General features: G+C 65.8%; 26 protein-coding genes, 1 tRNA gene and 1 pseudogene. 10 read left to right on the top strand and 18 right to left on the bottom strand.

The window, feature by feature from the left end; genetic code table 11:
• Positions 1–2 precede the first annotated feature (2 nt).
• Together rdgB and hemW are read left to right on the top strand one after the other, a co-directional pair.
• A complete protein-coding gene (gene rdgB, locus GO608_RS03980; RefSeq protein WP_169198412.1) occupies positions 3–599 on the top strand; it encodes an RdgB/HAM1 family non-canonical purine NTP pyrophosphatase in 597 nt (198 codons plus the stop codon).
• Positions 596–1,819, top strand: coding sequence for a radical SAM family heme chaperone HemW (gene hemW, locus GO608_RS03975; protein ID WP_169198411.1), 1,224 nt, complete (start codon positions 596–598; stop codon positions 1,817–1,819). Before rdgB ends, hemW begins: the two co-directional genes overlap by 4 nt.
• Positions 1,820–1,852: 33 nt before the next feature.
• Here hemW and GO608_RS03970 read toward each other — a convergent pair whose 3' ends face one another.
• The 5 genes from GO608_RS03970 to thiS all read right to left on the bottom strand — a co-directional run bounded on the left by GO608_RS03970 (position 1,853) and on the right by thiS (position 6,107).
• A complete protein-coding gene (locus GO608_RS03970; protein ID WP_247002846.1) occupies positions 1,853–2,275 on the bottom strand; it encodes a hypothetical protein in 423 nt (140 codons plus the stop codon).
• A gap of 14 nt (positions 2,276–2,289) precedes the next feature.
• Positions 2,290–4,131: a signal peptide peptidase SppA gene (gene sppA / locus GO608_RS03965; RefSeq protein WP_169198410.1), complete on the bottom strand. Its 1,842-nt coding sequence runs from the start codon at positions 4,129–4,131 to the stop codon at positions 2,290–2,292.
• Positions 4,132–4,162: 31 nt separating this feature from the next.
• Complete coding sequence (trmB, locus tag GO608_RS03960; protein ID WP_247002844.1) at positions 4,163–4,942, bottom strand: tRNA (guanosine(46)-N7)-methyltransferase TrmB; 780 nt, start codon at positions 4,940–4,942, stop codon at positions 4,163–4,165.
• Positions 4,943–5,049: 107 nt separating this feature from the next.
• Complete coding sequence (locus GO608_RS03955; RefSeq protein ID WP_169198409.1) at positions 5,050–5,835, bottom strand: thiazole synthase; 786 nt, start codon at positions 5,833–5,835, stop codon at positions 5,050–5,052.
• Between the two features lie 68 nt (positions 5,836–5,903).
• Entirely contained in the window at positions 5,904–6,107 is a 204-nt protein-coding gene (thiS, locus tag GO608_RS03950; protein WP_169198408.1) for a sulfur carrier protein ThiS, read from the bottom strand.
• Positions 6,108–6,296: 189 nt separating this feature from the next.
• Between thiS and GO608_RS03945 the strand changes: the two genes are divergently transcribed.
• The 3 genes and pseudogenes from GO608_RS03945 to GO608_RS03940 all read left to right on the top strand — a co-directional run bounded on the left by GO608_RS03945 (position 6,297) and on the right by GO608_RS03940 (position 8,412).
• A tRNA-Gly gene (locus GO608_RS03945) sits at positions 6,297–6,370 on the top strand.
• An 83-nt stretch (positions 6,371–6,453) separates the two neighbouring features.
• Positions 6,454–6,627 (top strand): annotated as a pseudogene (locus GO608_RS19670) (DUF6538 domain-containing protein); the annotation flags it as partial.
• Positions 6,628–6,636: 9 nt separating this feature from the next.
• Entirely contained in the window at positions 6,637–8,412 is a 1,776-nt protein-coding gene (locus GO608_RS03940; RefSeq protein WP_211159357.1) for a site-specific integrase, read from the top strand.
• 359 nt (positions 8,413–8,771) lie between these two features.
• On the opposite strand, the gene GO608_RS03935 is transcribed toward GO608_RS03940, so the two are convergent.
• From GO608_RS03935 to GO608_RS03925, 3 genes are all read right to left on the bottom strand, one after another.
• Positions 8,772–9,524, bottom strand: a complete 753-nt coding sequence (locus GO608_RS03935) for an HNH endonuclease (RefSeq protein ID WP_169198406.1) — start codon at positions 9,522–9,524, stop codon at positions 8,772–8,774.
• A gap of 185 nt (positions 9,525–9,709) precedes the next feature.
• Entirely contained in the window at positions 9,710–10,279 is a 570-nt protein-coding gene (locus GO608_RS03930; RefSeq protein ID WP_211159356.1) for a helix-turn-helix domain-containing protein, read from the bottom strand.
• 763 nt (positions 10,280–11,042) lie between these two features.
• On the bottom strand, positions 11,043–11,471 hold the full coding sequence (locus GO608_RS03925) for a hypothetical protein (protein WP_169198404.1): 429 nt from the start codon (positions 11,469–11,471) through the stop codon (positions 11,043–11,045).
• 72 nt (positions 11,472–11,543) lie between these two features.
• Between GO608_RS03925 and GO608_RS03920 the strand changes: the two genes are divergently transcribed.
• Entirely contained in the window at positions 11,544–12,242 is a 699-nt protein-coding gene (locus GO608_RS03920; protein WP_169198403.1) for a recombinase family protein, read from the top strand.
• Between the two features lie 28 nt (positions 12,243–12,270).
• Here GO608_RS03920 and GO608_RS03915 read toward each other — a convergent pair whose 3' ends face one another.
• Genes GO608_RS03915 through GO608_RS03905 form a run of 3 tightly spaced genes read right to left on the bottom strand, consistent with a single transcriptional unit; the run spans position 12,271 to position 14,278 of the window.
• Complete coding sequence (locus tag GO608_RS03915; protein WP_169198402.1) at positions 12,271–12,786, bottom strand: SLOG family protein; 516 nt, start codon at positions 12,784–12,786, stop codon at positions 12,271–12,273.
• Positions 12,786–13,931: a hypothetical protein gene (locus GO608_RS03910; protein ID WP_169198401.1), complete on the bottom strand. Its 1,146-nt coding sequence runs from the start codon at positions 13,929–13,931 to the stop codon at positions 12,786–12,788. Before GO608_RS03910 ends, GO608_RS03915 begins: the two co-directional genes overlap by 1 nt.
• 35 nt (positions 13,932–13,966) lie before the next feature.
• Positions 13,967–14,278 carry a hypothetical protein gene (locus tag GO608_RS03905; RefSeq protein WP_169198400.1) on the bottom strand — a complete coding sequence of 104 codons (312 nt, stop codon included), beginning with the start codon at positions 14,276–14,278 and terminating at the stop codon, positions 13,967–13,969.
• Between the two features lie 93 nt (positions 14,279–14,371).
• Between GO608_RS03905 and GO608_RS03900 the strand changes: the two genes are divergently transcribed.
• Complete coding sequence (locus GO608_RS03900; RefSeq protein ID WP_169198399.1) at positions 14,372–15,463, top strand: calcium/sodium antiporter; 1,092 nt, start codon at positions 14,372–14,374, stop codon at positions 15,461–15,463.
• A gap of 93 nt (positions 15,464–15,556) precedes the next feature.
• On the opposite strand, the gene GO608_RS03895 is transcribed toward GO608_RS03900, so the two are convergent.
• Positions 15,557–16,057, bottom strand: coding sequence for a flavin reductase family protein (locus tag GO608_RS03895; protein ID WP_169198398.1), 501 nt, complete (start codon positions 16,055–16,057; stop codon positions 15,557–15,559).
• A gap of 119 nt (positions 16,058–16,176) precedes the next feature.
• On the opposite strand from GO608_RS03895, the gene mutY reads away from it, so the two are divergent.
• Complete coding sequence (mutY, locus tag GO608_RS03890; RefSeq protein WP_169198397.1) at positions 16,177–17,244, top strand: A/G-specific adenine glycosylase; 1,068 nt, start codon at positions 16,177–16,179, stop codon at positions 17,242–17,244.
• A 92-nt stretch (positions 17,245–17,336) separates the two neighbouring features.
• On the opposite strand, the gene GO608_RS03885 is transcribed toward mutY, so the two are convergent.
• The 4 genes from GO608_RS03885 to GO608_RS03870 all read right to left on the bottom strand — a co-directional run bounded on the left by GO608_RS03885 (position 17,337) and on the right by GO608_RS03870 (position 23,659).
• Positions 17,337–18,497: an ABC transporter substrate-binding protein gene (locus tag GO608_RS03885; protein WP_169198396.1), complete on the bottom strand. Its 1,161-nt coding sequence runs from the start codon at positions 18,495–18,497 to the stop codon at positions 17,337–17,339.
• A 19-nt stretch (positions 18,498–18,516) separates the two neighbouring features.
• On the bottom strand, positions 18,517–21,666 hold the full coding sequence (locus GO608_RS03880; protein WP_169198395.1) for an EAL domain-containing protein: 3,150 nt from the start codon (positions 21,664–21,666) through the stop codon (positions 18,517–18,519).
• A gap of 137 nt (positions 21,667–21,803) precedes the next feature.
• Positions 21,804–22,784, bottom strand: coding sequence for a branched-chain amino acid ABC transporter permease (locus tag GO608_RS03875; RefSeq protein ID WP_247002842.1), 981 nt, complete (start codon positions 22,782–22,784; stop codon positions 21,804–21,806).
• Positions 22,781–23,659, bottom strand: a complete 879-nt coding sequence (locus GO608_RS03870) for a branched-chain amino acid ABC transporter permease (protein WP_169198394.1) — start codon at positions 23,657–23,659, stop codon at positions 22,781–22,783. Before GO608_RS03870 ends, GO608_RS03875 begins: the two co-directional genes overlap by 4 nt.
• A 68-nt stretch (positions 23,660–23,727) precedes the next feature.
• On the opposite strand from GO608_RS03870, the gene GO608_RS03865 reads away from it, so the two are divergent.
• Positions 23,728–24,366 (top strand): trimeric intracellular cation channel family protein, encoded by a 639-nt coding sequence (locus tag GO608_RS03865; protein ID WP_247002840.1) that lies wholly within the window; start codon positions 23,728–23,730, stop codon positions 24,364–24,366.
• On the opposite strand, the gene GO608_RS03860 is transcribed toward GO608_RS03865, so the two are convergent.
• Positions 24,350–25,660 (bottom strand): AsmA family protein, encoded by a 1,311-nt coding sequence (locus GO608_RS03860; protein ID WP_169198392.1) that lies wholly within the window; start codon positions 25,658–25,660, stop codon positions 24,350–24,352. The two genes, GO608_RS03865 and GO608_RS03860, sit on opposite strands and share 17 nt — an antisense overlap.
• Positions 25,661–25,797: 137 nt before the next feature.
• Between GO608_RS03860 and mscL the strand changes: the two genes are divergently transcribed.
• A complete protein-coding gene (gene mscL / locus GO608_RS03855) occupies positions 25,798–26,217 on the top strand; it encodes a large conductance mechanosensitive channel protein MscL (protein ID WP_169198391.1) in 420 nt (139 codons plus the stop codon).
• Positions 26,218–26,267: 50 nt separating this feature from the next.
• Here mscL and GO608_RS03850 read toward each other — a convergent pair whose 3' ends face one another.
• On the bottom strand, positions 26,268–26,909 hold the full coding sequence (locus GO608_RS03850) for an MBL fold metallo-hydrolase (protein ID WP_169198390.1): 642 nt from the start codon (positions 26,907–26,909) through the stop codon (positions 26,268–26,270).
• Between the last annotated feature and the right edge of the window lie 43 nt (positions 26,910–26,952).

Raw genomic sequence — 26,952 nt, 5'->3', positions numbered from 1 at the left:
TCATGACCGCCCGACTCGTTCTCGCCAGCAACAACGCCAAGAAAGCCGCCGAGATGACGACGCTGCTCGCGCCGCTCGGCATCGAGGTGCTGCCGCAGTCGGCGTTCGACATTCCGGAAGCCGACGAGCCGCACCCGACGTTCGTCGAAAACGCGCTCGCGAAGGCGCGCCAGGCCGCGGCGTTGAGCGGGCTGCCGGCGCTCGCCGACGACTCCGGGCTGTGCGTTGCGGCGCTCGGCGGGTTGCCGGGCGTGCAGTCGGCGCGCTTTGCCGGCGAACCGAAGTCCGACGTGCGCAACAATGCGCTGCTCGTCGAGCGGCTCGCGGGCAGCCCCGACCGGCGCGCATTCTTCTACTCTGTTGTGGTACTGGTGCGCCATGCCGACGATCCGCGCCCGCTGATCGCCGACGGCGAGTGGCACGGCACGATCCTTTACGCGCCGCGCGGCGCCAACGGCTTCGGCTACGATCCGCTGTTCTTCGTCCCCGAGCTCGGCCAGACTGCTGCCGAGCTCGATGCGCAGCTGAAGAACACGCTCAGCCACCGTGGCGCGGCGATGCGCCACCTGCTGGCCCGCCTCTCCACCGAACCGCTGTGACCCGCCATCGCATCATCTCCCTCGCGCCCGCCCCGGCTGCGCCCGGACCGCTGCCGGAGCAACCGCAACTGACGGCGTCGCCGCCGCTCGCGCTGTACGTGCATTACCCTTGGTGCGTGAAGAAGTGCCCATACTGCGACTTCAACTCGCACGCGTCGCGCGGCGGCACGATCGAGATCCCAGAGCAGGCCTACATCGACGCGCTGCTCGCCGACATCGAGACCGCGTTGCCGCAGGTGTGGGGGCGGCGCGTGCTGTCGGTGTTCATCGGCGGCGGCACGCCGAGCCTGATGTCGGCGGCGGCGCTCGACCGCCTGCTGACCGGCGTGCGCATGCTGCTGCAGCTCGACCCGCTGGCCGAAATCACGCTCGAAGCCAATCCCGGCACCGTCGAGGCGGGCCGCTTCCGTGATTACCGCGCTGCCGGCGTGAACCGCCTGTCGCTCGGCATTCAGAGCTTCGACGACGCGCAGCTCGTACGCCTCGGGCGCATCCATGATGGGCGGGAAGCGCGCATCGCGATCGACACCGCGCTGGCGAACTTCGACCGCGTGAACCTCGACCTGATGTACGCGCTGCCGGAGCAGGCGCTTGAGCAGGCGCTCGCCGACCTCGACACCGCGCTCGCGACCGGCGCGACCCATCTGTCGTGCTACCAGCTGACGCTCGAGCCGAACACGCCTTTCCACCACGCTCCACCGCCGCTGCCCGATACCGACACCGCGGCCGACATGCAGGATGCGATCGAAGCGCGGCTTGCCGGCGTGGGATTCCGCCACTACGAGACCTCGGCGTTCGCCCGGCCCGGTGAGGAATGCCGCCACAACCTGAACTACTGGACGTTCGGCGACTATCTCGGCGTCGGCGCAGGCGCGCACGGCAAGCTGTCGAGCTTCGAGGGGATCGTGCGCGAGATGCGCCACAAGCACCCCGGGCGCTACCTCGACGCGGCGAAGAGCCGCGATTTCGTGCAGGAACGCCGCTCGGTCGGCGTCGCCGAGTTGCCGTTCGAATTCATGATGAATGCGCTGCGCCTGACCGGGGGCGTCCCGCCCCGGCTGTTTGTCGAGCGCACCGGTCTGCCGCTCGCGGTGATCGAAGACGAGCTGAAGACGGCGCGCGAGCAAGGCTTGGTCGAGGTCACGCCGGACGTCATCCGCCCGACCGAACGCGGCCGGCATTTCCTCAACGATCTGCTGACGCTGTTCCTGCGCGACTGAGCGGGTCTGGCGGGGCGAGGTGCCCCGCGCGCGTCAGGCGGGCCGGCACTCCGTCGCGAGCGGCCGGTCCTCGCGGGAATCGAGCAGCATGCTCTTCCACGGCAGGTCGATCCACACCAGTCCCGCGTCGCGCGCCTCGAAGCGCGGCAGGCCGGACGACGACACGTCGCGCTGCAGGTCGAACGAGCGGCCGGCCCAGCCCAATTCAAGATGATTGGCGTCGCGCAGGTCGCGGCTGACGCGCACCTTCACGCCGAGTTCGCAATCGTAGTCGCCGCTCGCGAGCTCGAAATACAGCTGCTGATCCGGCCCGACGCGCGTTGCCGGGGAGAGATCCGCTTCGCGCGGCGTGTCGCGTGTACCGGCGCACGCGGCGAGCAGCAGCGGCAACAGCACGACAACCAGAGCGCAGCGCGGCGACAGCACGGCAGCGCGGGGCAAATCGGGATTCGGCATGGGACGGTCCTCGGCTAGAGCGCTTCGCAAAGACAATGCGTGTAGAGGTGGCGCGGATCATTCCAGCGTAGCAGCTCATTGGCATCCTGCTGCAAACCGTTGATGACGACGGCGAAGGGCGACGCGGAAAGGCCGGAAAGACCGGAAAGACCGGCGACGGGCGCGAACGTGGCGACGAAGCGCTGCAGGAGGCGCTGGCCGGGGCCGACGTCCGCTCTCGGCCAGACCGTCTCGTAGCGCTTCAGGCCGGCGCGAGCCGCGGCCGCCGCAACCGCCGCCTCCAGGCCGCCGAGCTGGTCGACGAGGCCGAGCTTGGTCGCCGCCTCGCCGGTCCAGACGCGTCCGCGCGCGACAGTGTCGACTTCGGGAGCGCTCATGTCACGCGCCTTGGCGACGGTTTGGAGGAAGCGCCGGTAACCGTGTTCGATGCCGAGCTGGATCGTTTTCGCCGCCGCCGGCTCGAGCGGGCGGCGCGGATCGAAGGCGCCGGCGAGCGGACTGGTCGCGACGCCGTCGGTATTCACGCCGAGCTTGTCGAGCGATCCGGCGAGCTCCGGGAACAGCGCGAAAATCCCGATCGACCCGGTCAGCGAAGCGGGGCTCGCAAAAATCTCTTCGGCCCCGGTCGCGATCCAGTAGCCCCCGGACGCGGCGACCGAACTCATCGACGCGACGACCGGTTTGCCCGCCTCGCGCGTCAGTTCCAACTCGCGCCGGATCACTTCCGACGCCCACGCGCTGCCGCCGGGGCTGTCGACGCGCAGCACCAGCGCCTTCACCCGATCGTCCTCGCGCGCCGTGCGGATCAGGTGCGCGAGGCTGTCACCGCCGACCGCCGACTGCGTGTCGCTGCCGTCGATGATCGCTCCCTGCGCGACCAGCACCGCGACTTGATCGTCCTGCTCGGGCCGCGTGGCGCGCACCACGGCGAGATAGTCGTCGGCCTCGACGCGGCGGAAATCCTTGCCGTCCTCGCTGACACCGACGCGCGCCTTGAGCAGCTCGCGCCACTCGTCGCGCGTGCTCGCGCGATCGATCAGGCCGGCATCGCGCGCCGCGCTCACCGCATCACCACCGGTCGCCGCGAGCGCGTCGGGGTAAGCGTTGACGTAAGCGTCGAGCTTCTCGGGGATGAGGCGGCGGCTCGCGATGAGGTCCTCGCGCACGTTGGTCCACAGCCCTTCGAGCAGATCGCGCGACGCTTCGCGGTCGGCCTCCGACATGTCGTTGCGCGTGAAAGGCTCGCTGAACGCCTTGTATTCGCCGACGCGAAACACGTGCATCTTGACGCCGAGCTTGTCGAGCGCTGCGGCGAAATAGCTGATGTAGCGCGCGAGCCCTTGCAGCAGCACGAAGCCGTCGGGCCCGACATGGACTTCGTCGGCGACGCTGGCGAGGTAGTACTGCCCCTGCGTGAAGCGCTCGCCGCGGGCGAACACCGGCTTTCCGCTCTGCCGGAAGGCCACGATCGCGGCGCGCAGTTCGGCGAGTTTCGACAGGCCGGTCGGGCCGAGACGGTCGGTTTCGATGACGAGCGCCTTGATCCGCGTGTCGTCGCGCGCCGCCTCCACTGCTTCGAGCAGATCGTGCAGCGCCGTTTGGGAAGGCGCGACGCCGCCATTGCGCAGCAAATCGAGCGGAGTCTCGAACGTTGTCTGCTCGACGAGCGGACCGGCCGGGCGCAGCACCAGCGCGGCGCCGTCCGGCACCGCCGGCAGCGCCCGCCACAGCAGCACCACGACAAAGGCGAGCAACAACAGGAAGACCGCGTTGAGGACCACGCGCCGCAGCACGTCGATCGTGCGCCAGAATCCCGCGAGAATCGCGCCGAGAAAGGCAAAGAGGCGTTTCACCATCGTTCAGATCTCCCTTCGACGCGTGCTTCGTTCAACCGCGCCGCCTGAACACCAAGTCCCAGACGCCGTGCCCGAGCTTCAGACCGCGGTTTTCGAATTTCGTCAGGGGGCGGTAAGCGGGACGCGGGGCGTAGCTGTCGGCAGTATTCTCCAGCGCTGGCTCGGCGGCGAGCACCTCGAGCATCCACTGGGCGTACTCCTCCCAGTCGGTCGCGCAGTGCAGGTAAGCGCCGGGCGCGAGCCGGGACGCGATCAGCGCGACGAAGTCGGGCTGAATGATGCGCCGCTTGTGATGACGCTTCTTGTGCCACGGGTCGGGAAAGAACACATGGACGCCGGCCAATGCCCGCTCGGGGATCATGTCGCGCAGCACTTCGACCGCGTCGTGCTGGACGATGCGCAAGTTGTCCAGTTCGCCTTCAGCGATCAGCTTGCACAGGCTGCCGACTCCCGGCCCGTGCACTTCGATCGCGAGGAAATCCTTGTCGGGCAGCGCAGCGGCGATTTTCGCGGTCGTCTCGCCCATGCCGAAACCGATCTCGACGATTTTCGGCGCCGCGCGTCCGAACGCCGCGTCGAGATCGAGCGGCGCGACGCGGTAGGGAATGCCGACTTTCGGCAGCGTCTCGTCGAGGTGGCGCTGCTGCGCGACCGACATGCGTCCCTGGCGCAGCACGAAACTGCGGATCGAGCGGCTCGAAAAACGCGCTTCCGGATCACCCGGCACGTGGGCTTCTACGGGCAGGAGCGCTTCGTCCGGAGTTGCGGACGGATGTCCGGTTTCCGGCGGGTTCTGGGGGGGAAAAGTCATCGTCGAGGATCGTAACGTCGTGCGAGTCCGTACCGGCGCGCGTGCCGGCACGGCGAAAAGGGTCGACGCGCGCGGTCCAGCTTGCAGGCGGCGCGGGCGACGTTCGTTCAGGAGCCGATCAGGCCGCTCGTCGGCGAGCTCGGATCGGCCGAATAATGCTTGCGCGGCATGCGTCCGGCAAGAAATGCCTCGCGCCCGGCCTCGACCGCTTTTTTCATCGCCGACGCCATCAGCACGGGGTCCTTCGCGTGCGCGATCGCAGTGTTCATCAGCACGCCGTCGCAGCCGAGCTCCATCGCGATCGCCGCGTCGGACGCAGTGCCGACGCCAGCATCGACGAGCACCGGCACTTTCGCCTGGTCGATGATCAGCCGCAGGTTCCACGGATTGAGGATGCCCATCCCGGAGCCGATCAAGGACGCCAGCGGCATCACCGCGACGCAGCCGATCTCTTCGAGCATCTTCGCCTGGATCGGGTCGTCGGCACAGTACACCATCACCTCGAAGCCGTCCTTGACGAGGATTTCGGCCGCCTTCAGCGTCTCGGGCATGTTCGGGAACAGGCTCACCGGATCGCCGAGCACTTCGAGCTTCACCAGCGCGTGACCATCGAGCAGCTCGCGCGCGAGCCGCAGCGTGCGCACCGCGTCGTCCGCCGTGTAGCAGCCGGCCGTATTCGGCAGGATCGTGAAGCGCTCGGGCGGCAGCACGTCGAGCAGGTTCGGCTCACCGGCGTTCTGGCCGATGTTCGTGCGGCGGATCGCGACGGTGACGATCTCGGCGCCGCTCGCGTCGATCGCGGCGCGCGTCTCGGCGAAATCCTTGTATTTTCCGGTGCCCACCAGCAAACGGGAGCGGTAGGACTTGCCTGCGATCATCAGGGAGTCGTTCATGTTCGGCCTGTAGGAATCGGGTTGATGAAGGCGCGGGTCAGCGAGCACCACGCCGGGCGGCGAAGGCTTCAGCCGCCGCCGACCGCGACGACGATCTCGAGCCGGTCGCCGTCGGTGAGCAGCGTGTGCGCGTGCTGCCCTTTCGGCACGATCTCGCCGTTGCGTTCGACTGCGAGACGCTTGCCGGCAAGCTGCCTGCCTTCGAGCAGCGCGAGCACCGTCGGCGCCTCGTCGAGGCGCTCGGGTTTGCCATTGATGATGAGCTCAATCATGTTGAAGCTGTCGATGGTGCAATGAACCGAAATCTTACCACGCCCCCCGCGGACGCTTGCCCGGTCACCGGTTTCCGCGCAGCCCCGGCGCCAGGCACATGCCTCACTGACATGCATCACTCACGCATTGCGCGCCGCCGCGCCCGCCATTAGAATGGCAGCCCTGTTCAGTGCAAATCTGGCTGAATCGCGGGCGTCGTATAATGGTAATACCCTAGCTTCCCAAGCTAGAGCCGTGGGTTCGATTCCCATCGCCCGCTCCACCCCTCGTTCAACTGCTTGAAATACAAGGCAGTCTCCGAGCGAGCGGACGTGCCCTCCGCAAGACTACTACAGAGGTAGCGTCATGCCGGGGGTTCCCTGTCTGTATCGCCGCTCCAGCGGCATCTACGTCGTCCGTCTCGTCGTGCCCGCTCGCCTGCGCGGGTTAGTCGGTCGCGGTGAGATCCACGTTTCGACGGGCCTTCGCGACTGGAACGCAGCTAAACTCTCGGCCCTGAAAATCCAACTCGGATGGCGAGAGCGGTTCATGACGCTGGACATCGAAAAGCTTGTCACCGCAAACCCCTTGCTCGCGGGGGGCGGTCTCATTTCGATCCCCGAGGCGGCCGCCATCATCGGTCTCTCGGTCGGTAGCTTGCTTACCGAACTTCTCAACCGGGGGGTCGAAGTGTTCACCTGGGCACAGGGTTGGCGCGGATTTCATGTACTGGACCTCGACGCCATCGATCGTGACTCGGATCGCACTTACATCATCAACGATGTCGAAACAAAAGGAACGAGCCGGGTACTTTCCGCCCCCGTCCGCGCGCACAGCTCTGCCGCGACCCTTGCTGCCCTGCTGAGCACTGGCATCAGCGTGGAAGAGGTGCTCCGGCTGAAAGGACGAGAAGCGTTCTGGCTAGATTCCCCGACGCCCGTGCCGCTAGCCGCATGGATGGCGCCAAAAAGGGCCGTAGAGGCGGTCCGGCATCGCCTGGCCGCTGCGGTACCTATCGCGGTCGTTTCGCCCGTTGCAGTTGCTCCTGGCCCCGCTCTTGCGCCACCGGCCGCTGAAGACCCGCCAACGGTGCGGCAAAGCGCCAAGCGATTTTCCGAGCTGTTCACGATGTATCGCAAGCATCGGGCGTGGGGCGAGGATCAGGCGCGACGGATGGCACATGAGGCGGGCTTGTTCGCAGAGCTAATGGACGACCCTCTTGTAGCCAGGATCGACGTGGAGATGGTGCAAGAGTACGCGGCACGACTCGCGCGCTTGCCCACCGACATCTACCGCACGCGTCGTCGTTATAAGATTCAACCGCTTCCCGAGCTGATGGAGATCGCGGACCGCGAGTCGCTGCCTCTCAAGAACATGAAGACTATCCAGGGACACGTCGGTAGGCTCGCCGAAGTGCTCAACTTCGGCGTCTCTCCCGCCGGCTTGTTGAGGGTAAATCCAGCGGCAGGCTTCAAACGCGGGTGGGGTGCTACGAAGCGCGCCCGCAGCCAGGACGACAGGGATGCGTTCGCGCCGGACGAGCTGGCCGAGATCTTCACGCGCCCTTGGTTCGCAACGGGCAGCGGTGCGTTCACGGAAAAGGGCTCGACCGGCTGGCGGCCATCCTACTATTGGCTGCCGCTGCTGGCTTTGGTGACCGGCGGGCGGCTCAATGAACTGGCACAGCTGCACTTGGACGACATCCGGCAGTCCGACGATGAATCCTCCGTTTGGTACATCGACTTCAATCTGGATCAGTCGGACAAGCTCGACGCAGATAGCTCAGGACCGAATAAGTCACTGAAGACGGTCAACGCCATTCGCGTGGTGCCGCTGCATCGCGCCGTAATCGACGCCGGCCTGCCCCAGTACGTCTCAGCTTTGCATGAGGCGGGGCACACAAGATTGTTTCCTGAGCTTACGCGGGACCGGGTGAAGGGCTACGGCAAACCGGCCGGCTCGTGGTTCAACGAGCGGCTACTCGGGAGGCAACTCAGGATGCCGCGTGACGGGCGGAAAACCTTTCATTCGTTCCGCCACAACTTCGCCACCGCCATCGAGCGATTGGACGTGCCGGAGCGGGTCATGGCGCAGCTCCTGGGGCATGAGCGCGGCGCGACGCAGGGGGGCACGAGATATGCCAAGGACCGGAAAGCGAACGAGCTGAAGCCGATCATAGAGCGGCTGAGCTTCCCTTGTTTAGCCGGTATTCGAGGGTTCGACGTGCAGGCTGCGTTGAGGGCGCTGGAATGTTCCAAACAGCTGAAAGCGAGGGTGGCGCGGCGCAAGAGCGGGGAGCAGGTCAGCGCCGGAGCCGATTCTTGAATTTCCGCCGTACTGCGCGACACTGGGAACTTTGAGGAGAGGGGATCGCGAAATGCTGACAGCCGATCAAGCAAGATCGTTGGCGAAAACCAGCAGGTCGGACAAGTGGAGGCCGTTGTTCCTTCAGATCGAAGCTGCTGCGCGCATGGGGTGGCACTCGCTCGACTGTCAAGACATGCTCTTACCGGGGGGCTACTCGGTGTCAGAGCTACGGACACTGCTTGTTGCGCTTGGGTATCAGTGGAAGGAAGATGACCGCGGCTACTTCTCAATCACCTGGATGAATAAGTAGGCGCGTCGCGACGAGGCTGCGCGTCGGGGGTGGAAGCGACGCGGGCAGCGAAGGGTGTGCGGTGCCGTTAGATCGAGCCTTTGACACTGTGTCTTCTTGCCGCAAGTTCTTCAAGCGAAAGCGCTGGCCTGGTTCGATGGAGCATTGCGTGACAGTTCGGGCAGACGGGTCGAAGATCGTTTTCCGGGTCGAGCACGTACTCGTTTCCGATCTCGGCGAGCGGGCGTAGATGATGGACGTGGATGTACCCGTCCCCGATATCGCCGTACTCCTTTGCAAAGTCGAACGAGCATACCGAGCATCGAGTGCCCCAACGTGTGAGGCATCGCGCTCGCGCGGACGGATCGCGTTCATAGATGTTGACCGTCACAGTGCGCTTGGCTCCCTCGATCACGGTTGTCGCATCCTCGACCTCGTCGGGAAGAAATTCCGGATGCGGACCATCATCAAGGCGGAACGACCATCGGATCTCGACAGGAACTACATCCTTTACGGACAGCGGCCGTGCCTTTCCTGCATAGGTGAACGGGGCGCGGTTGTCGTCTCGAAAGAAGACATGAACGGTGCCGCCGGCCAGCAACGCCTTGATAGACGGCTGATCCTTCGCCGATCCCGTCCGGCCATGCCAGACAAGATCCGGGCCGTCAAAGTGGTTCGCATAATCGTGGCCAGTGCGCCCGGCTACGCCAACACCGCAGAAGATGTAGTGATCGTCATTGTGACGAGTGAGGCCCGTATACCAGGCCCCTCCGCCAGGGTCGGCCAAGCCGAGCAGATGTAAGACTTGTGCTCTTGTGTACGTGGCGCCGGCGTTCAACATGCGATGCGGTCGGTTAGTGGTCTCGTTGCGTATAGCATAAGACCGTACGGCGGGTGCATGCAATCACGAACATTTCCCCCAGCATCCGGCCTTGATTCTTGAATTTGCGGTCTCCTTGTTGTAACGCACTCCCGCCACGACCGCCGATTTTCTAAGGGTATGACTGCCAGTCGTTTCCGCCATCGTTACGCCAAGACGTCGTCTTCACTGACGGCAGAGGGTTCCCCGCTGGAGGTTGGCGCCTTGCGGATACGCTCCAACTCCGCCGCCGTGATCTCTTCTATCACGAGTTCCGGGAGCGCTCGCGACTCGACACCCCCTCTGTCCGGCCTCAGTGAGTGGCGAACCATGTCGGACGTGTTCTTGATCGCTGTGCTGTACGCCGCTGCGGCACGCATGACCAACGCAGCCTCCTGAAGTGAGGCGGCCTTCAACTGCTCTGCAGCATTGAGGATAATCGTCCGAACGTGGCGGGCGTGCGCAAGATCGTCCGCGATCATCTTGGCGGCTTCGGCCCGGATCGTGTCGTCTGCCATGATGTGCTGGAGTATTTCCGCCCGGGCGGCCTCAATCGCTTCTTTCTTCAGCACGCCTTTTTGTGCGCCGTGCTTGGCGAAGTGGCGCTCTAGTGTGCGCGTTGGGATTCCGAGTCGCTGACTGATGGCAAGCACGGTGTAGCCGGCCTCACGGAGCGCCAAGGCATCAGCAATCTGTTCGAGCGAAAGTGATTTTCTTGCCATCGTATTTTTCGGCATCAGGCCAGCGGACGCACCAATGGCCTCATTCTTTTTATATGACCCTGGGGGCTGTGAGACGCAAAGCTCCCCCTAACCCCACCGTAACGGATCGGGCTAGGTGGCGCGCGTCTCACGATACCCCCGGTCGCCCTGGGTTCACGTTTCGTCCTCAACCGTAGCCGCAGCTATGTGTTGCGCGATCGACTAGGTTGAGGTCCGGCGCTCGTCGTATCACGCTCACTGGCACGGCCTGCGGCGACCTTTTGGGCCAACTCCACCGTTGGGATCTGCCAGTTCCTTTCTATCCCGTGCGGCACTCGCTGCCGCTCACTCGTGCCCGAAACGTCTGGATGCCGATAAAAGCACGAAGAAACGAATCAATTGGCCTGCAACCTCCTACGCGCTAGCATGCGTTCGCGAGCTGCTCGCCGCACGCATTACGTGGCTAGTAGAACGCGCGTGCCTCACGCCCTCATCCAGCTTTTTCGCCCGCCAGCTCCGTCTATCAGCCGGGTCAAGGTCTAGCAACTTGAACCGCAGGGGCACGCGTCCGATGGCTTTAGGGTTGGCCGCGCGGACCGCGTTGACGAAGGTCACGATGTCCTCCGCTGCGTAGCCCGGTCGCCACGCGCGCCCGTCGTTTATCTGACAGACGGGAAGGAGAATGGCTCCATAGACGTCCGTGACGCCCCGTCGCATATCCGTGAGGCAGTCGTCCCAGGCTCTGAGCGGCCCAAGCGCTATCCGCAGTGCAAATGCGACTTCATTTGACGGGTAAATCTTAGTCGGCATCGCCTTCCGCCTCGCGCCGGCGAGGAGCCGGAAGCTCCATGCCAAGTTCTCGCTGGAAGTGCATGATGATCTCATCGTCGGTCGCACCCTGGGCACGCATTTCGTCTGCGCGCGCAAAGACGGCTGCGAACCGATCGAGCGACATTGTCAATACTTCCTTGAGCGTAGCGGCCACGCCCTTGCCCTGCGCTTCAGCCAATTCTTCAATGACGGCGAGGTGAGTTTTCTCAACCCGTACGAGAAATTCGCGGGCGCCGGCCTTGCGTTTGAGGCTCCGGCTTCGCCGCTGCCGCTCAGTGGCTGTCATTGGGCGATCGCCCACCTGCCGGCCGCGCTGAAGCGGGGGCAGGTCAGACGAGAGGTTGTCTGTTGTCATTTTCATGCGGCTGACTTTACCATAACGAGTGACTATGCGCAAGAGACAGGTATCGTGTTATGCTGACTACACATTGAACGTGCGCTCTTGCATGTAGTCGTCGGAGAAGGAAGCATGGCAAACGGTAAATACGTCGCATATTTCCGCGTAAGCACTCAGAGGCAGGGGCAGAGCGGTCTTGGCCTTGAGGCGCAGAGAGCTGCCGTCGCTGCATACCTCAACGGCGGAGCGTGGGAGTTAGTCGGCGAATTTCAGGAGGTGGAAACCGGCAAGGGAGCCAATGCGCTTGCCAGGCGCCCGCAGTTGCGGGCTGCCCTCGAAACCTGCCGGAAGCATGGAGCAACCCTCATCATCGCGAAGCTCGACCGCTTGGCCCGGAACGTCCATTTCGTTTCGGGCCTGCTCGAAACCGGTGTGGACTTCGTGGCCGCTGACATGCCTCAGGCGAACAAGGTGATGATTCAGATGCACGCAGTCATGAGCGAGTGGGAGCGCGATCAGATCAGTGCACGCACGAAGGCGGCGCTGGCGGCAGCGAAGGCTCGTGGTGTCAGGCTCGGCACCACTGGCCCAGCCAATCTCAAGCGGAATATCGAGGAACGTAGGAGCGCCGCTGACGCATTTGCCGCAAAGTTGGCCGGTGTCCTGCGAGGATTCAGGGCCGCCGGGATGTCACAGCGGATGATGGTTGATCAGCTAAACAGACTGGGTATACGGACCGCGAGAAGTGGAGAGTGGTCTCTGGTGCAACTCCAACGGGTGTTGAAGCGGTTACCATCCACGCCGGCTCCCGACAACTATGGGCTCTGGTAGTCTGACTCAATGGGCTGCGGCTGGCGAGTTACTGCATGGCTGCGTCGTCATCAAGGCTTCTAGCGGTCCTTCCTGCTAACCGCTCCGCAACGGTTCGGTCGATACCCGCCGAAAACTCCATCATTGCCGCTCTTTCTTCAGCGAATTCCCACTGCCCTTCGAGCCGCCCGGTGGCGGATACGCTTTTGGTGCCGTTGATGTCGGTCCGGAGTATGAAAATCCGCAGTCCTGCTTGCTCCGCCGTTTCGATCATGTTGGCGGTACCTCGGCTCGACCCATCCCACACCGCGATCAGCCCTTCTGCGTTCTCTGCCATCTCCCGGTTTCGTACAGGACCTGCGCGCTTGCCATACTTTTTCCAGTCGGCTGGGTAGTTCTTGACCTCTAGCCCCTGCTGTTTGCCCCACTCCGCACCGTGCTCGTCCGCACCCTTCGCCCCCCCACAGACGATGCACGTTGCGAACCCGGTCCACGAACACCTTTCGAGCGCGGCAAGAACGTCGCGCTGACTGGCGTTTCGTGAACCGGCGATGATCACTCTCATTACGGGATCAACGACTGCAGCATCGTCTTCGCGGCTTCGTTGTTTACGCCGAGCAACGGCAGAGGGGGGTGAGCCATGTAGCTGGCCTTTTTCACGTGCGAGAAGGGGTCCGAGTTGATGTCAATGCGGTAGCTTGCGAGCCGATTGCCAAACTTTCCGAGAGCCACTCCAGTCACGGAGGCCGCCCCTGCCTTGCGGAGGAGCGCGGCAGCGACTCCAAACGAAACGCCGTAGGTAGTACAGTCGTCCAGCAGTATCACATCCCGTCCTACCAGACGGCCCTTCTTGTAATGCGGATTGATGTGGAGCGTCTCCACTTGGCCGGACGGGTCCATTCGGTTGCCCCCCGCTCCGGATGACCTCTTAGCGGAAGGGGTGTGCCGGATGAAGAGCGGCTGTCCTCGTTCGGCGAATCGAACGCGAGAAGTGACAGTGCGGAGACGATGCACGAAGTCACTCAGCACATCAGAGTCGTTGTTCTTGCTGCTTGACGAAGGATAGATCCCCCAGAGCGACTCGCGACTGACGCCGAGACCCTCGGTGAGAAGCGATCGTGCCGTGACCGTGAGGAGCGCTGTAAGGCGTGCGCCCCCGTTCTTTACAGTCGTTTTCAACTTCCCCGCGAAGATCTGCTGAGCGTCCGGCTGCCAGTACATCGAGGACAGATCTGCCAACGCCCTTACCGAATAGCCGCCGGCCCCCCCATTTCCGGAGAACCACCACGCTCCTGACCACTTGTCCGTCAGGTCAAGAACCTCGAGAAGTTCTTTGCCGTCCTGCACCTGCACCCCGAGGCCCTTCACCTGCTTGTCGTTCACCCAACCAGCGGCGAGCATGAGCGCGCCGCCGTTCTTGGCCATCATGATGTCCTCAGCTTTGCCGAGGAGTACCACTGCGTCGTGCGGACGGACGCCAAATTGCTCAACATTTACCGTGACGACTTGGCCATTCTGTCGTCCCGGCGCTTGCAGAAACTGAACGTTGGACCCGCCAAAGGCACCCTGAAACCACTTCGGCTCGGCGTGGTTTGACACGATTGCGACGGGGTGACCTTTAGTAGTTGCGGCGATCAGGGCAGCTACCACGTCCAGTTTGGGTGCGCCCAGAGGGGCGACGGCATGGGGGCTAGTGAGTACGATCAGCATGGCATTTTCCGGAGCGACATGATGACCGATTGTATTTACGACAACGAGCTGAGTATACCGAGAACCAGGTAGGGCCGCCGCCGCTCCTGTCGTGGATCAAGGTGACGCATTCCGCCCGAGTTGGTAAAGTGCACCAAAAGCGTAGTGCGACCGAGCGATTCGCCCGCTCGGATTGGCTTAATGATCAAATACTTGCGGATGGACATACGGTCGGGTTCGATTCCCATCGCCCGCTCCAAATCGAATACAGGCAGGTCGTCGATCTGCCAGCAAAAAGCCACCCTGCAGAGGTTGGCTTTTTTGTTGTCTGGGTCACCGGTAGACCAAGTCGGATCAAGCTCTGCCATCGAGTGGGCCACCATCGCTCGCCCGGCTGCGTGAAGCGAACCTGATCCAACAAGCGACGTCCGACGTTTTTCCTCACTCAGGATATTGACGCCATGCTCTGGTTACAGTCTTTGTGGTTCGCAGCGGGGTTGGTGGCTTTGATAGCAGGCGCCAACTCTCTCGTTCGCGGTGCATCGAAGCTGGCGTTGTCGGTGGGTTTGTCACCACTGGTGGTCGGGTTGACCATCGTCGCTTTTGGAACAAGCGCCCCCGAAATGGCCGTATCCACAGGCGCGGTGCTCGATGGGCAGGGCGATATCGCGGTAGGAAACGTGGTGGGAAGCAATATTTTCAACGTGCTGTTCATCTTGGGAGCCAGCGCGCTGATCGTACCCTTGGTGGTGCACATTCAGCTGATTCGGCAAGAGATTCCGATCATGCTGGGAGCGTCGTTGCTGCTGCTGGCTCTGGCGCTCGACGGCAGCATCAAACCGTGGGAGGGCGCGCTCTTGCTGGTCCTGATGCTCGCTTACACGGCGTTTCTGGTGATTCAGTCGCGCAAAGAGAGCGCGCAGCAGGCGGCCGAATTCAATGAAAAAATCCAACCCGCCCAACAAGGCGGCTGGGATGCGTCTTGGGCGGTCCAGGTCGGCTTGATCCTCGCGGGACTGGCACTGCTGGTCCTCGGATCGGACTGGCTGGTGAATTCGTCTGTCGCGTTTGCCAGGGCGTTCGGGGTCAGCGATCTTGTCATCGGCCTCACCATCGTCGCGGCGGGCACTTCGATGCCGGAAGTGGCCACCTCACTGACCGCGGCACTCAAGGGCGAGCGCGACATTGCGGTCGGCAATGTGGTCGGGAGCAACACGTTCAACATTCTGGGCTGCGTGGGGCTGAGCGGCGTGGTGGCTGGCAGCCGCGGCCTGGCACTGGCCCCCTCTTTGCTCAATTTTGACATCTGGGTGATGCTGGCTGTTGCTCTGGCCTGCTTGCCCGTATTTCTCACCGGGCGTGAGATTGCGCGCTGGGAAGGGGCCGTGTTCCTAGGCTACTACCTGGCCTACGTCACTTACCTGATCCTTGCCGCTCAGCAGCACGACGCCTTGCAAGCGTTTTCTGCGACGATGCTCGGGTTTGTCGTTCCGCTGACCATTGTCACTTTGGTGGTGGTCTGGCTACGCCAACCAACGGCAAAAACGCGTTGAGTGTTGATTTACGCCGGTGGCCGGTGCATCGCAACGAACGCTGACCGACGAACGCGGTGACCGACGAACGCGGTGACATCCGGCCGCGCCGCTTCAATCGGTTGCGAGCCGCCGGTACGCGCCGCTGTGGAAAATCAGCGGCGGATGGTCCTCGCGGTCGAAGCGGACGACTTCCGACAGGAACAGGAGGTGGTCGCCGCCTTCGTGGCGCACGGTGTTGCGGCACTCGAAGCGGGCGCAGCAGCCGCGCAGCAGCGGCACGCCGTACAGGCCCTCGTCGATGTCCAGGCCGGTGAACTTTTCGTCGGAGCGCGTCGCGAAGAGCTGCGACAGGTGCTGCTGGTCTTCCGACAGCACGTTGACCGCGTAGTATTCGCAGGCTTCGAACACCGGCAGACTCTGGAGGTGGCGCGCCAGGCTCCAGACGATCAGCGGCGGGTCGAGCGAGACGGAGTTGAACGAATTGACCGTCAGGCCGATCGCCTCGCCGTTCGCCGCCCGGGTCGTGACCACGGCGATGCCGGTCGCGAACATGCCGAGCGTGTCGCGGAACGCGCGGGTGAATTCCTGGTGTGTGACGGGCGGCTGGGACATGGGCGGGGCCGGGCGGCGGATCGCAGGATCTCGACTGCCGCCCCTGAAAGTGAATGGAGCCGATGATTATCGCTGCGCAGGCAGCATCGGGCAACGCAGGCGAAGGGAACGAGCGGGCAATGGATACAGACACGACTTTCGCCACACGGCTCATCGACTGGCATCGCTGCCACGGCCGGCACGACCTGCCGTGGCAGCACACGTCCGACGGCGCTCCCGATCCGTATCGCATCTGGCTGTCGGAAATCATGCTGCAGCAGACGCAGGTCGACACCGTGATCCCGTACTACGCGCGCTTTCTGGCGCGCTTCCCGGACCTCGCGGCGCTTGCCGCGGCGCCGGTCGACGAGGTGCTCGCGCTGTGGAGCGGGCTCGGCTACTACGCCCGTGCGCGCAACCTGCACAAGGCCGCGCAGGCGGTGGCTGACTTTCACGGCGGCAACTTCCCGTCATGCGCCGAATCGATCGCCCGGCTACCCGGCATCGGCCGCTCGACGGCGGCGGCGATCGCGGCGTTCGCGTTCGGCAAGCGCGCGGCGATCCTCGACGGCAACGTCAAGCGGGTGCTGTGCCGCGCGTTCGGCGTCGCCGGCTTTCCCGGCGAGCGGGCGGTCGAGGCGCGGCTGTGGACGCTGGCCGAATCGCTGCTGCCGCAGACCGACGTCGCCACCTACATCCAGGCGCAGATGGACCTGGGCGCGACGATATGCAGGCGTAGCCGGCCGGCGTGCGCACGCTGCCCGCTCGCCGACTCGTGTGTCGCCCACCGCGAGGACCGCATCGCCGAGCTGCCTGCGGCGCGCCCGCGCAAAGCGGTGCCGCAGCGCCGCGTGCGCGTCGCGGTGATTCATGCGGCAGGTCGCGTGCTGCTCGAGCAGCGCCCCCCTGCCGGCATCTGGGGCGGGCTGCTCGCGCTGCCGGAAATTCCCGACAGCGAGCCGGACGCCGGGCGCTGGCTGCAAACGCGCTTCGGCCTCGCGCCGCGCGCGAGCCTCCCGCTCGCGCCGCTAAACCACGCGTTCACGCATTTCCGGCTCGAGATTACGCCGATCCGCTTCGACGTCGAGGACACAGGGCGCAGCGTCGCCGAAGCCGGGCATCGCTGGCTCGCGCTCGCCGACCTGGATGCGGCCGGGCTGCCGGCGCCGGTCCGGCGCATTCTCGACGCGCTTGCCAGAGGGGCGTGAGCCGGTTGCGTCGGGCGGAAAACGGAGTTTCGGCGCAGCCGAAAGCCGAAAGCGCCGCCCGTTCCAAGTGACGGCTGCGCGACCGGCAGCGCTCACTTCAGATAGTCGGTCAGGATCACCCAGCGGCCCTCGCGGATCTGCGCGATGCGCCCGTGACGGTTGCCGAGGTGATTGTCGGGACCGAACCGATATTCCGGGCTGCCGAAGAAGTCGCGCGGCGTGTGCAACGATTCCATCGCGGCGACGAAGCGCTCGACGCTGAGCTCCGGCCCGGCCCGCTCCGCGGCCTTGACGAAGAGGTCGGCAGCGCCGTAACCCATCACGCTCCAGACGTTCGGCGCAGCGCCGAAGCGTTTCCGGTAGCGTTCGATCCAGTCGGCGAGCGGGCGGCTCGCGCCTTCGGCGTAAGGGTGCGGCAGCACGCTAACGCCGTACAACCCTTCCACGGTCTTGCCGCCGAGCTCGTGCGTCTGCGCCGAATAGCCGGACGCGGTGACGAGCATGTCGACGCTCCAGCCGATCTTGCGCGCTTCGGCGACTGCGGCGACGGTCTCGCGCACGACTGTCGCGAGGACGACGAAGTCGCAGCCGGTGCCCCGCAGCCGCGCGATCTGGCTCGACAGGTCGGTCGCGCCACGCTTGTAGCTGGTCTTCGCGGCGAGCGGCTGGTTCAGCGCCGCCAACGCCCGCTCGACGCCCTTGATGACTTCCAGGCCGTAGTCGTCGTCCTGGTACAGCATACAGACCTGCCGGTAGCGACGGGTCTGCACCATGAAGCGCGTGGCCGCGTCCATGTAGTCCTGGTACGGCGCGAACATCTGGAATTTCAGCGGATGGCGCGGCGCGTATGTCGATTCGTGCGGCGAGAACGGGAACAGGTGGGGCCGCCCGGCGCCGACGACGATCGGCATCGTCGCCATCACGACCGGCGTGCCGAGGTTCGCGAGGAATGCGAACACGTGGTCGCGCTGGATCAGCTTGCGGGCCGCAAGCACGGCCTTCTTCGGGTCGTAGCCGGAATCCTCGACGACGAGCCGCAATTTGCGGCCATGCACGCCGCCGGCCGCATTCGCGTCCTCGAAGCGCATCAGCATGCCGTCGCGCACCGGCACGCCGAGCAGCGCGATCGGGCCGGACAGGTCCTGGATGCTGCCGACGACGATCTCGTCGCGGCTCACGCCCGGCGCTTCGGCCGCCGCGGTGCAGGAAACGGCCAGCGCAACGACGCCCAAGAAGCGGCGGATGAACGTCATGGCAGCGCAGCGATCGCCATCAGCATGACTCGGTGCAGTGCGCCGCCGCGGCCACGCTTGGCAGCGGCGCCATGATCGCCTCGAACGCGTCGGCCGCCAGCGGTTTGCCGATCAGGTAGCCTTGCAGGTAGTCACAGCCCAGCGCCCGCAGGAATTCGCGCTGTTCGGCCGATTCGACGCCTTCGGCGGTGACGCGCAACCCGAGGCTGTGCGCCATGTTGATGATCGCTTCGACGAGGCTCGCGTCGTTGCCGTCGTCCGGGCAGTCGCGCACGAAGCTGCGGTCGATCTTGACGATATCGACCGGGAAGCGCTTGAGGTAGGACAGCGACGAGAAACCGGTGCCGAAATCGTCGAGCGCGAAGCAGATGCCCTGCTCCTTGATGTCGCACATGCGGGCCTCGACGTTTTCGTCGTTGCCGCTCATTAGCACCGATTCGGTGATCTCGAAGACCAGCGAGCCGCGGGCCGTGCCGCCTTCCGCGAGCAGCGTGCGCACGAGCTCCGGCAGGCCGGCTTCACGGAACTGCACGCCCGATACGTTCAGCGTGAGGCGCAGCAGCGGATAGCCGCGCGCGAGCCAGTCGCGCCGCTGGCGCACGACTTCGCTTAGCACCCATTCCCCGATCGGGACGATCAGCCCGCATTCTTCCGCGACCGGGATGAATTCGAGCGGCGAGATCATGCCGCGCTCGGGATGCCTCCAGCGGATCAGCGCTTCGGCTCCGACGAGCGCGCCACTCGCGCACTCGACGATCGGCTGGTAATGAAGCTCGAACGCGCGCTGTTCGACGGCAATGCGCAGGTCCGCTTCGAGGTGCACGCGCGCGAGCGCATCGGCCTGCATGTGGGGGGCATAGGGCTGGGCGCGGTTCTTGCCCGCCTGCTTGGCCTTGTACATCGCGATGTCGGCGTTGCGCAGCAGCGTCTGCACGTCGTCGCCGTCATCGGGAAACACCGTGATGCCGACGCTGCCGGAAATATGGTGACGCGCACCACGCGGCGCGAAAGGCTCGCGCAGCACGGCGACGAGCTTGTCGGCGATCGCGGCGAGGTCCGCACGGTCGGCAAGGTCGTGCACGACGACCGTAAACTCGTCGCCGCCCAGGCGCGCGACCGTGTCCTCGTCGCGCACGCAGCTGTTGAGGCGGCGCGCGACATCCACCAGCAGCTCGTCGCCGGCGTCGTGGCCGAGCGAATCGTTGATCCACTTGAAGCCGTCGAGGTCGAGGAACAGCAGCCCGACCTTGCACGCATGACGACGCGCATGGGCGAGCGCGCAACCGAGGCGGTCCTGCAGCAGGCTGCGGTTGGCCAACCCCGTGAGCGAGTCGAAGTTGGCCTGACGCCACATCGCGACTTCCTGCTGCTTGCGCTCGGTGATATCGCTGAACAGCGTTACGTACTCGGCGATCTTGCCGTCGGTGTCGCGCACGGCGGTGATGGTGACCCACTGCGGATACCTGTCGCCGTCCCTGCGCCGGCTCCACACTTCACCGGCCCAGCTGCCGCTCTCGACGATCGACGCCCACATCGCGTCGAAGAACGTCGCCTCGTGGCATTCGGGCTTGAACATCGACGACTTGCGGCCGATCACTTCGGCGGCGAGGTAGCCGGTGATGGTGCAGAACGCGGGATTGATGGACGTGATCACGCCGTGCGCATCGGTCGTCATGATGCCCTGGCTGCACGCCTTGAACACGACCATCGCCTGGCGCATGCGCTCCTCGAAGCGCTTGCGTTCGGTGACATCCTGGACGATCGAGTAGAGCAGCTTCCTGCCGGCGATCTCGATCGGACTGCTCGCCACTTCGACGTCGCGCATGTCGCCGCCGGCGAGCCGGTGGCGGAAACGGAACGCGTCAGTCTTGCGCGCCTGCACGGTCTCGAACCGGATCTGCTCGTAACCCGGCACATTGATGTCGTCGATCTTCATGCGCGTCAGCGAAGCCCGGTCGTAACCGTAGTATTCGCAGGCCTTCGCGTTCGCATCGACGATACGACCGTCGATGGGATCGCTGACGAGCATCACGACGCGGCTGTTCGCAAACAGCTCGCGGTAGCGCAACTCGCTTTCGATCAGCGCCTGTTCCATGCGCACGCGCTCGGTGAGGTCGCGCACGAGCACGATGAATCCCTCCGGCGCGAGGCCGGTGCCGGCGAGGCGACTGACCGATGCGCTGAAATGGTGCCTGCCGCGCGGCAGGTCGAGCGTGTATTCGACCTGCTTCATTCCTCCGGTCGCGGCAATTTCCTCCAGCGCCGCGTCGAATTTCGCGACCACTGCCGGCGGCAGCGTTCGCGCATACGGACGGCCGAGAAAGCACTCCGGCGGCATCAGCAGCAGTCCGGGATCGGGCGCGTGGAATTCAGCGATGCGCCGGTTTCGGTCGATGACGAACATCAGGTCGGGCAACGACGCAATCAGCGCGGCAAGCTTCATTTCGCGATCGCGCAGCTCGCGCTCGGCCCGCTTCTGCAGCGTGATGTCTTCCTTGACCGCGACAAAACCCGAAATCGTCCCGTCGACCTCCCGGATCGGCGCGATCGAGGCGCGCTCCCAGTAGTGCGCCCCGTCCTTGCGCACGTTCTCGAATTCCCCGCGCCACACGTGCCCGTGAGTGATCGTCGCCCACATTGCTGCGTATTCATCCGCCGAACGATTGCCAGACTTGAGGATGCGCGGGTTCTTTCCCAGCGCTTCCTGTGCGGTGTAGCCGGTGCTGCGTTCGAACTGCGGATTGACGTACTCGATGGTTCCGCTGCGGTCGGTGATGACGATCGAGGCCGGACTCCATTCGACTGCCGTCGACAGCTTGCGCAGCTGCTGTTCGCCGACGTGCGCCACCGACTGGGCGCGGTCCAGCTCCGCCTCGCGCGCCTGCACTTCGCCGCTGCGCGCCGCCCCCAGTCGCTGAAGCTCGGCGCGGTGCGCGCGCAGCTGCGCCCTCTGGCTTGCCAGCCCGGCGAACAGCAGACTGAACAGCAGCGCCACGCCGACGTTCAGCGACAGCACCCGGTTGTCGCCTTCGACGCTCGGCAGCCCGATGCCGCCCCCGGGCCCGAAGCCCAGCACGAGCAGGCAGGAGACCGTCGCCGCGACAAGGAAAACGACGATGCCGACGACGAGCGGACGGCGCTGCCGAACGGACTCCGACCAGTTCGCCATGATCACTCCGGCCCCGTTCGAGGGGGCGCATCGGACACCAAGAGTTCCTTCACATCCCCGCTCCCTGACAGGCAGAGCACCACTTTAGTGCGACGCTGTGAAATTTCTGTGCCAACCACTTCACCATCACCCCCAATTCACCCTGAGCTGCGCGATCCCCGGCCTGCCAGGCCTTGGGGCCGCAGCACGACCACCGCGACGACGACCGCCCCGAACAGCAGCGTCTCGAGACCGACTGCAGCGGCGAGATCGGGCGGCAACACTTCGCTCGCGAGCGAAATGGCCTGCGGAATCGCGATCACGACCAGCGCGCCCCACAACGCGCCGGCAAGACGGCGCGCGCCGCCGATGAAAACCAGCATCAGCAGTTCGAACGACAGCGTCAGCCCGAACTGTTCCGGGCTGACGAAGCCGATCCAGTGCGCATACAGGGCGCCGCCGAGCCCCGCCAGCCCGCCGCCAAGCACGAAAGCCAGCATTTTCGCACGACCGATGTCGATGCCGCTTGCCGCTGCGGCGTCCTCGTCCTCGCGCACCGCACGCCAAGCCCGCCCGAGCCGCGACGCCACCCAGCGCCGGCACGCGAACCCCGCGAGCGCGAGTGCGACGAGGCTCAGCGCCGCCTGCGCCGCCGCAGTGTCCGCGGACCAGCTGCCCAGCGCCAGGGCCGGCACCGCGAGCCCGGCGGCGCCGCCCGTCAGCGACTCCCAGCGCACCAGCGCTTCCTCGACGATCAGCGCGAACGCGAGCGTGCTCATCGCGAAATACAGGCCGCCGAGGCGGCGTGCCGGCAGGCTCGCGAGCCAACCGCCCGTGGCGCCGAGCGCGATCGCGAGCGGCAGCGACACCGGCGCCGGCACGCCGCGCAGCGCCAGCAGCGTCTCGGCATACGCGCCGAGTCCGAGCAACGCGCCCTGGCCGAGCGGGATCTGGCCGCACTGGCCGACGACGAGGACCACGCCGAGCCCTGCGATCGCGTATGTGAACACGAACGCCGCCTGCGCCAGCATGTACTCCAGCCCCAGCGAACGCAGCGCGAGCGCGCCGAGCACCACAAGCCCGATGACGCCCGCCGTCCACCGCACGACCCCGCTCGCCGGCATCACCGCGCCTTTCATCGCTGCCGCAAGCCGCCGGCGAGGCCGTGCGGAAACAGCAGCAGCGCGAGCATCAGCAGCACATACGGCACGACGTCCTTCACCCCTTCGGGCAACGCGAACCCAGCGAGCGCCTCGACGACACCGATGAACACTCCGCCGGCCAGCGCGCCGGGCAGGCTCGTCATGCCGCCGAGCACGGCGGCGGGAAACGCCTTCAGCGCGACGAGCCCCATGTTCGGATGCACGAACGTGACCGGTGCGAGGAGCAGCCCGGCCGCCGCGGCGAGGCCGGCGCCGAGCGCCCACGCGAGCGTATGCATGCCAGCGACCGATACCCCCATCAGCGCGGCCGCGGCAGGGTTTTCGGAGCAGGCGCGCAGCGCCATGCCGGCGCGCGTGCGACGAAAAAACAGCGTCAGCGCCAGCGCGAGCACGCCCGTCGCGACGATCACGACAATGTGCTCGGCAGCGATCGCCAGGCCGCCGACGCGCCACCTCTCACCGGCGAACGGCAGCGCCAGGCGATGCATCGAATGCGTCGCCGCCGGCACGGAGCCCACGGCGCCGCGCAACATCATGCCGAGACCGAAAGTCAGTAGCAGCGCAGTCAGGTGCGCCTGGCCGAGCGCCCGGCGCAGCACCGTGCGCTCGAGCACTGCGCCGAACGCCGACATCCCGGCGATGCCGCCGGCCGCGGCCCATCCAAGCGGCCAGCCCGCCGCCAGGTGCAGCGCAAGCACCGCGAACGCGCCCGCCATCAGCAGCTCGCCCTGCATGAAACTGACCGTGCCGGTCGCTTTGTAGATCAGCACGAAGGACAGCGCGACGAGCCCATACACGCAGCCGGTCGCGATGCCGCTGCTGAGTACCTGGACGAGCGCTAGACCGGACATTTCATCGCATCGGGCTGAACGAAGGCTGCGCCGGACAGGGCGCGCGGCGACTCTATCACGGCGCGGCGATGCTATTCTCGCGCCCCATGATTCCAATCGACATTCTCGTCTACGGCATCGGCCTCGCCGGCGTCGCCGCGCAGGCGGCCGCCGGGGTGCTCGAAGCCGGACGCAAGCCTTTCGACCTTTTCGGCGTCGTCATCGTCGCGCTCGCGGCAGCGCTTGGCGGCGGCTCGTTGCGCGATCTGCTGCTCGACCGCACGGTGTTCTGGATCGCCGATCAGAGCTACCTGATCACCGCCTTGACGGCCGGGTTCGCGACTTTCGCGCTGGTGCGCTTCGTGCGCCTGCCAGGCAAACTCTTCCTGCTGCCGGACGCCGTCGGCCTCGCGCTGTTCACCGTCAGCGGCACGCAGGCGGCCCTTGCGCTCGGCACACCGTGGCTCGTCGCGAGCCTGATGGGCGTCGTCACCGGCGTATTCGGCGGCATCGTGCGCGACGTGCTGTGCAACGAGGTGCCGCTGGTGTTCAGCGGCGAACTGTATGCGACCGCATCCTGGGCCGGCGCGCTGCTGCTGATCGCGATGAAAGCCTCCGGCGCAACGCCCGGCATGTCGGCGCTCGCCGCCGGCGTCCTGGTGCTCGTGGTCCGCCTCGGCGCGATGCGCTTCGGCTGGCGCTTGCCGGTGTTCAGCGCGCGCCTGTAGCGCTGTTCGCGGCAACGGGGCCGCCACCCAAGCGCAGGCGCGCGTTCTCGCTGACGAACCCGCCGACCGTCAGCCGGCCGACTCGCAGATCCGCCTCGACCGGCCAGTTGCGCCACGCCGTCAGGTCTGCCGGTGCGGGTTTTGCGGCAGGTGGCGGCAGATAGCGATCGAGATCCAGCCGGTCGAGCGACAGCGCGACACCGAGCGGCGGCACTGCCTCCGGTTCGAAGCGCCAGCGGCCGTCGAAACGGCTGTCGTCGAAACTGCCGGCGACGGTGCCGCGGACGGATGGCCCTGCCGGGTCGAAGCGCAGGTCGCCCGAAAACGACACGTTCAGCGGCGCCGGCTCGCCTGCCGGGTGGGGCAGCTCGAGCGTGCCGCCCTCGAAGTTCGCGCCGATCGCCGTGCCGCCGGTCCCGGAGGCGGCGGTGCCGCCGACCGGAACCGTCTCGAGCGCTGCGAGACTGCCCTGCACCGCCAGCGCGCTCTCGCCCTCCGCGAGTTCGAGCGCGAGCCGACTGTCGCCGAGCCGCACGGTGCCGTCGCGTTCCCGGCGCAGCCGCGCGACGTGCGCTTCACCGCGATCGATGCGCCACTGCGCCGCAATGCCTTGGACGTTGAACGCCAGGTTTTCGGCTATCGCGGTGCCTTCGTCGAATCGATAGTTTCCGCTCGACGCGATTCGCAGATCCGCAGGGAACGCGGCATCGACCGTCACGCGACCGTTCAGCTCGAACGTGCCCGACATGCCGGGCCCGAACGGGCCGGACGTGAGGCGCAGCTCCGACAGTTCGGCGAGCGGCTCGCCGTGGGCGCCGACGAGGCGAAGCGCCGTGTTCGCGACGACGACCCTGCCGATCGCGATGGCGCCGTCGTTGCTCGGCACCGCCGGGTCGGGGCGTAGCAAGCCGGCGAAGTTCCAGTCTCCTTCGTCGCCGCGCCGCAAAGCGATGTCGCCCCCTTCGAGCGTCAGCGCCGACAGCGCGACGCGACCGTGCAGCAGCTGCGCTGGATCGAGCTCGACCGCCAAAGAACGGATTTCGAGCATGTCGGCTTCGCCGTCGCCGCCAATCCGTATGCCGTTGACGACCAGCGTCGGGGCCGGCCGCAGCCGCACGCGAACAGGGCCGTCGACGCGCACTGCCGGCACGATGCGGTTCTGCAGGCGGCGTTCGAACTCGGCCCGCAGCCATTCCCCGCCGAAATGCACGGCGGCGGCGATGACGATCACGGTCAGCGCGAGGAACAGCGCGATGAAAACCGCCACGCGGCGCGCGCGAAGCGCCCCGGTCATGTCACGGACGCACCGTCGCGCTGCGAACGCGGCTCGCGCGCCGGCGCTGTGCAGCGCCACCGGCAGGCGCTAAGATGGCCCTGGCATCGGTTTCGCGGCGCCCTCCCGGGGCCGACAACGACAGGAGAGTATCCGAAATGAGCTTTATGCGTGAGTTCAAAGAGTTCGCGATGCGCGGCAACGTCATCGACCTGGCAGTCGGTGTCATCATCGGCGCGGCGTTCGGCAAGATTGTCGATTCCCTCGTCAAGGACATCGTGATGCCGGTGGTCGGACGGCTGCTCGGCGGCGTCGATTTCCGGCACTTGTACATCAATCTCGGCGACCAGACTTACGAGACGATGGAAGCCGCCGAGAAAGCCGGGGCGCCCCTGGTGAAATACGGGCAGTTCATCAACACGACGATCGACTTCCTCATCATCGCGCTCGCGATCTTCCTCGCGATCAAGGCGATCAACCGCCTCAAGCGCTCGGAACCGCCGCCCCCGCCCGAGCCGGTCGAGCTCGAAGAGGTGAAGCTGCTGCGCGAAATCCGCGACGCGCTCAAGCGCGGCTGAACGGGCGAAGCCGTCGGCGCACCGGCGGGAACGGCTCCGCTCGCACGGCTTCAGGCGTGGTCGCCGACGTACGGGTTGCTGCGGCGTTCCTCGCCGAACGTCGAAGTCGGCCCGTGCCCGGGGACGAACGTGATGTCGTCGCCGAGCGGAAAGAGCTTCTGCCGGATCGAGCGGATCAGCGTCGCGTGGTCACCCTCGGGGAAATCCGTGCGGCCGATCGAGCCGGCGAACAGCACGTCGCCGACGATCGCGAGCCGCGCATCGGCATGGAAGAACGCGACGTGGCCGGGGGTGTGGCCCGGCACATGGATGACGCGCAGCGTCTCGTCGCCGACTGTCACCGTGTCGCCGTCGTGCAGCCAGCGGTCGGGCTCGAAGCTCTCGGCGCCGGGAAAGCCGAACGTCTTGGCCTGTTGCGGAATGCCGGCAATCCAGAAAAGATCCGCTTTCTCCGGCCCTTCGACCGGCACGCCGAGTTCGCGCGCGAGCTGCGCGGTGCCGCCGGCGTGGTCGATGTGGCCGTGCGTGATCAGGATCTTCTCGATCGTGACGCCCAGCTCCTTCGCTTTCGCGAGGATGCGCTCGAGGTCGCCGCCGGGGTCGACGACCGCGGCCTTGCGCGTCTTGTCGCACCACACGATGCTGCAGTTCTGTTCGAAAGGGGTCACGGGGACGATGCGCAGGTCGATCATGGCAGGCGAGGATCCGGGTTGAGCAGCGCAACAGTTTAGCCGG

The sequence above is a fragment of the Aromatoleum buckelii genome (genome assembly GCF_012910785.2).
GTDB lineage: Bacteria > Pseudomonadota > Gammaproteobacteria > Burkholderiales > Rhodocyclaceae > Aromatoleum > Aromatoleum buckelii.
Note: the sequence above shows the minus strand (reverse complement) of the source record. Positions and strands in the feature narration are given on the sequence as shown.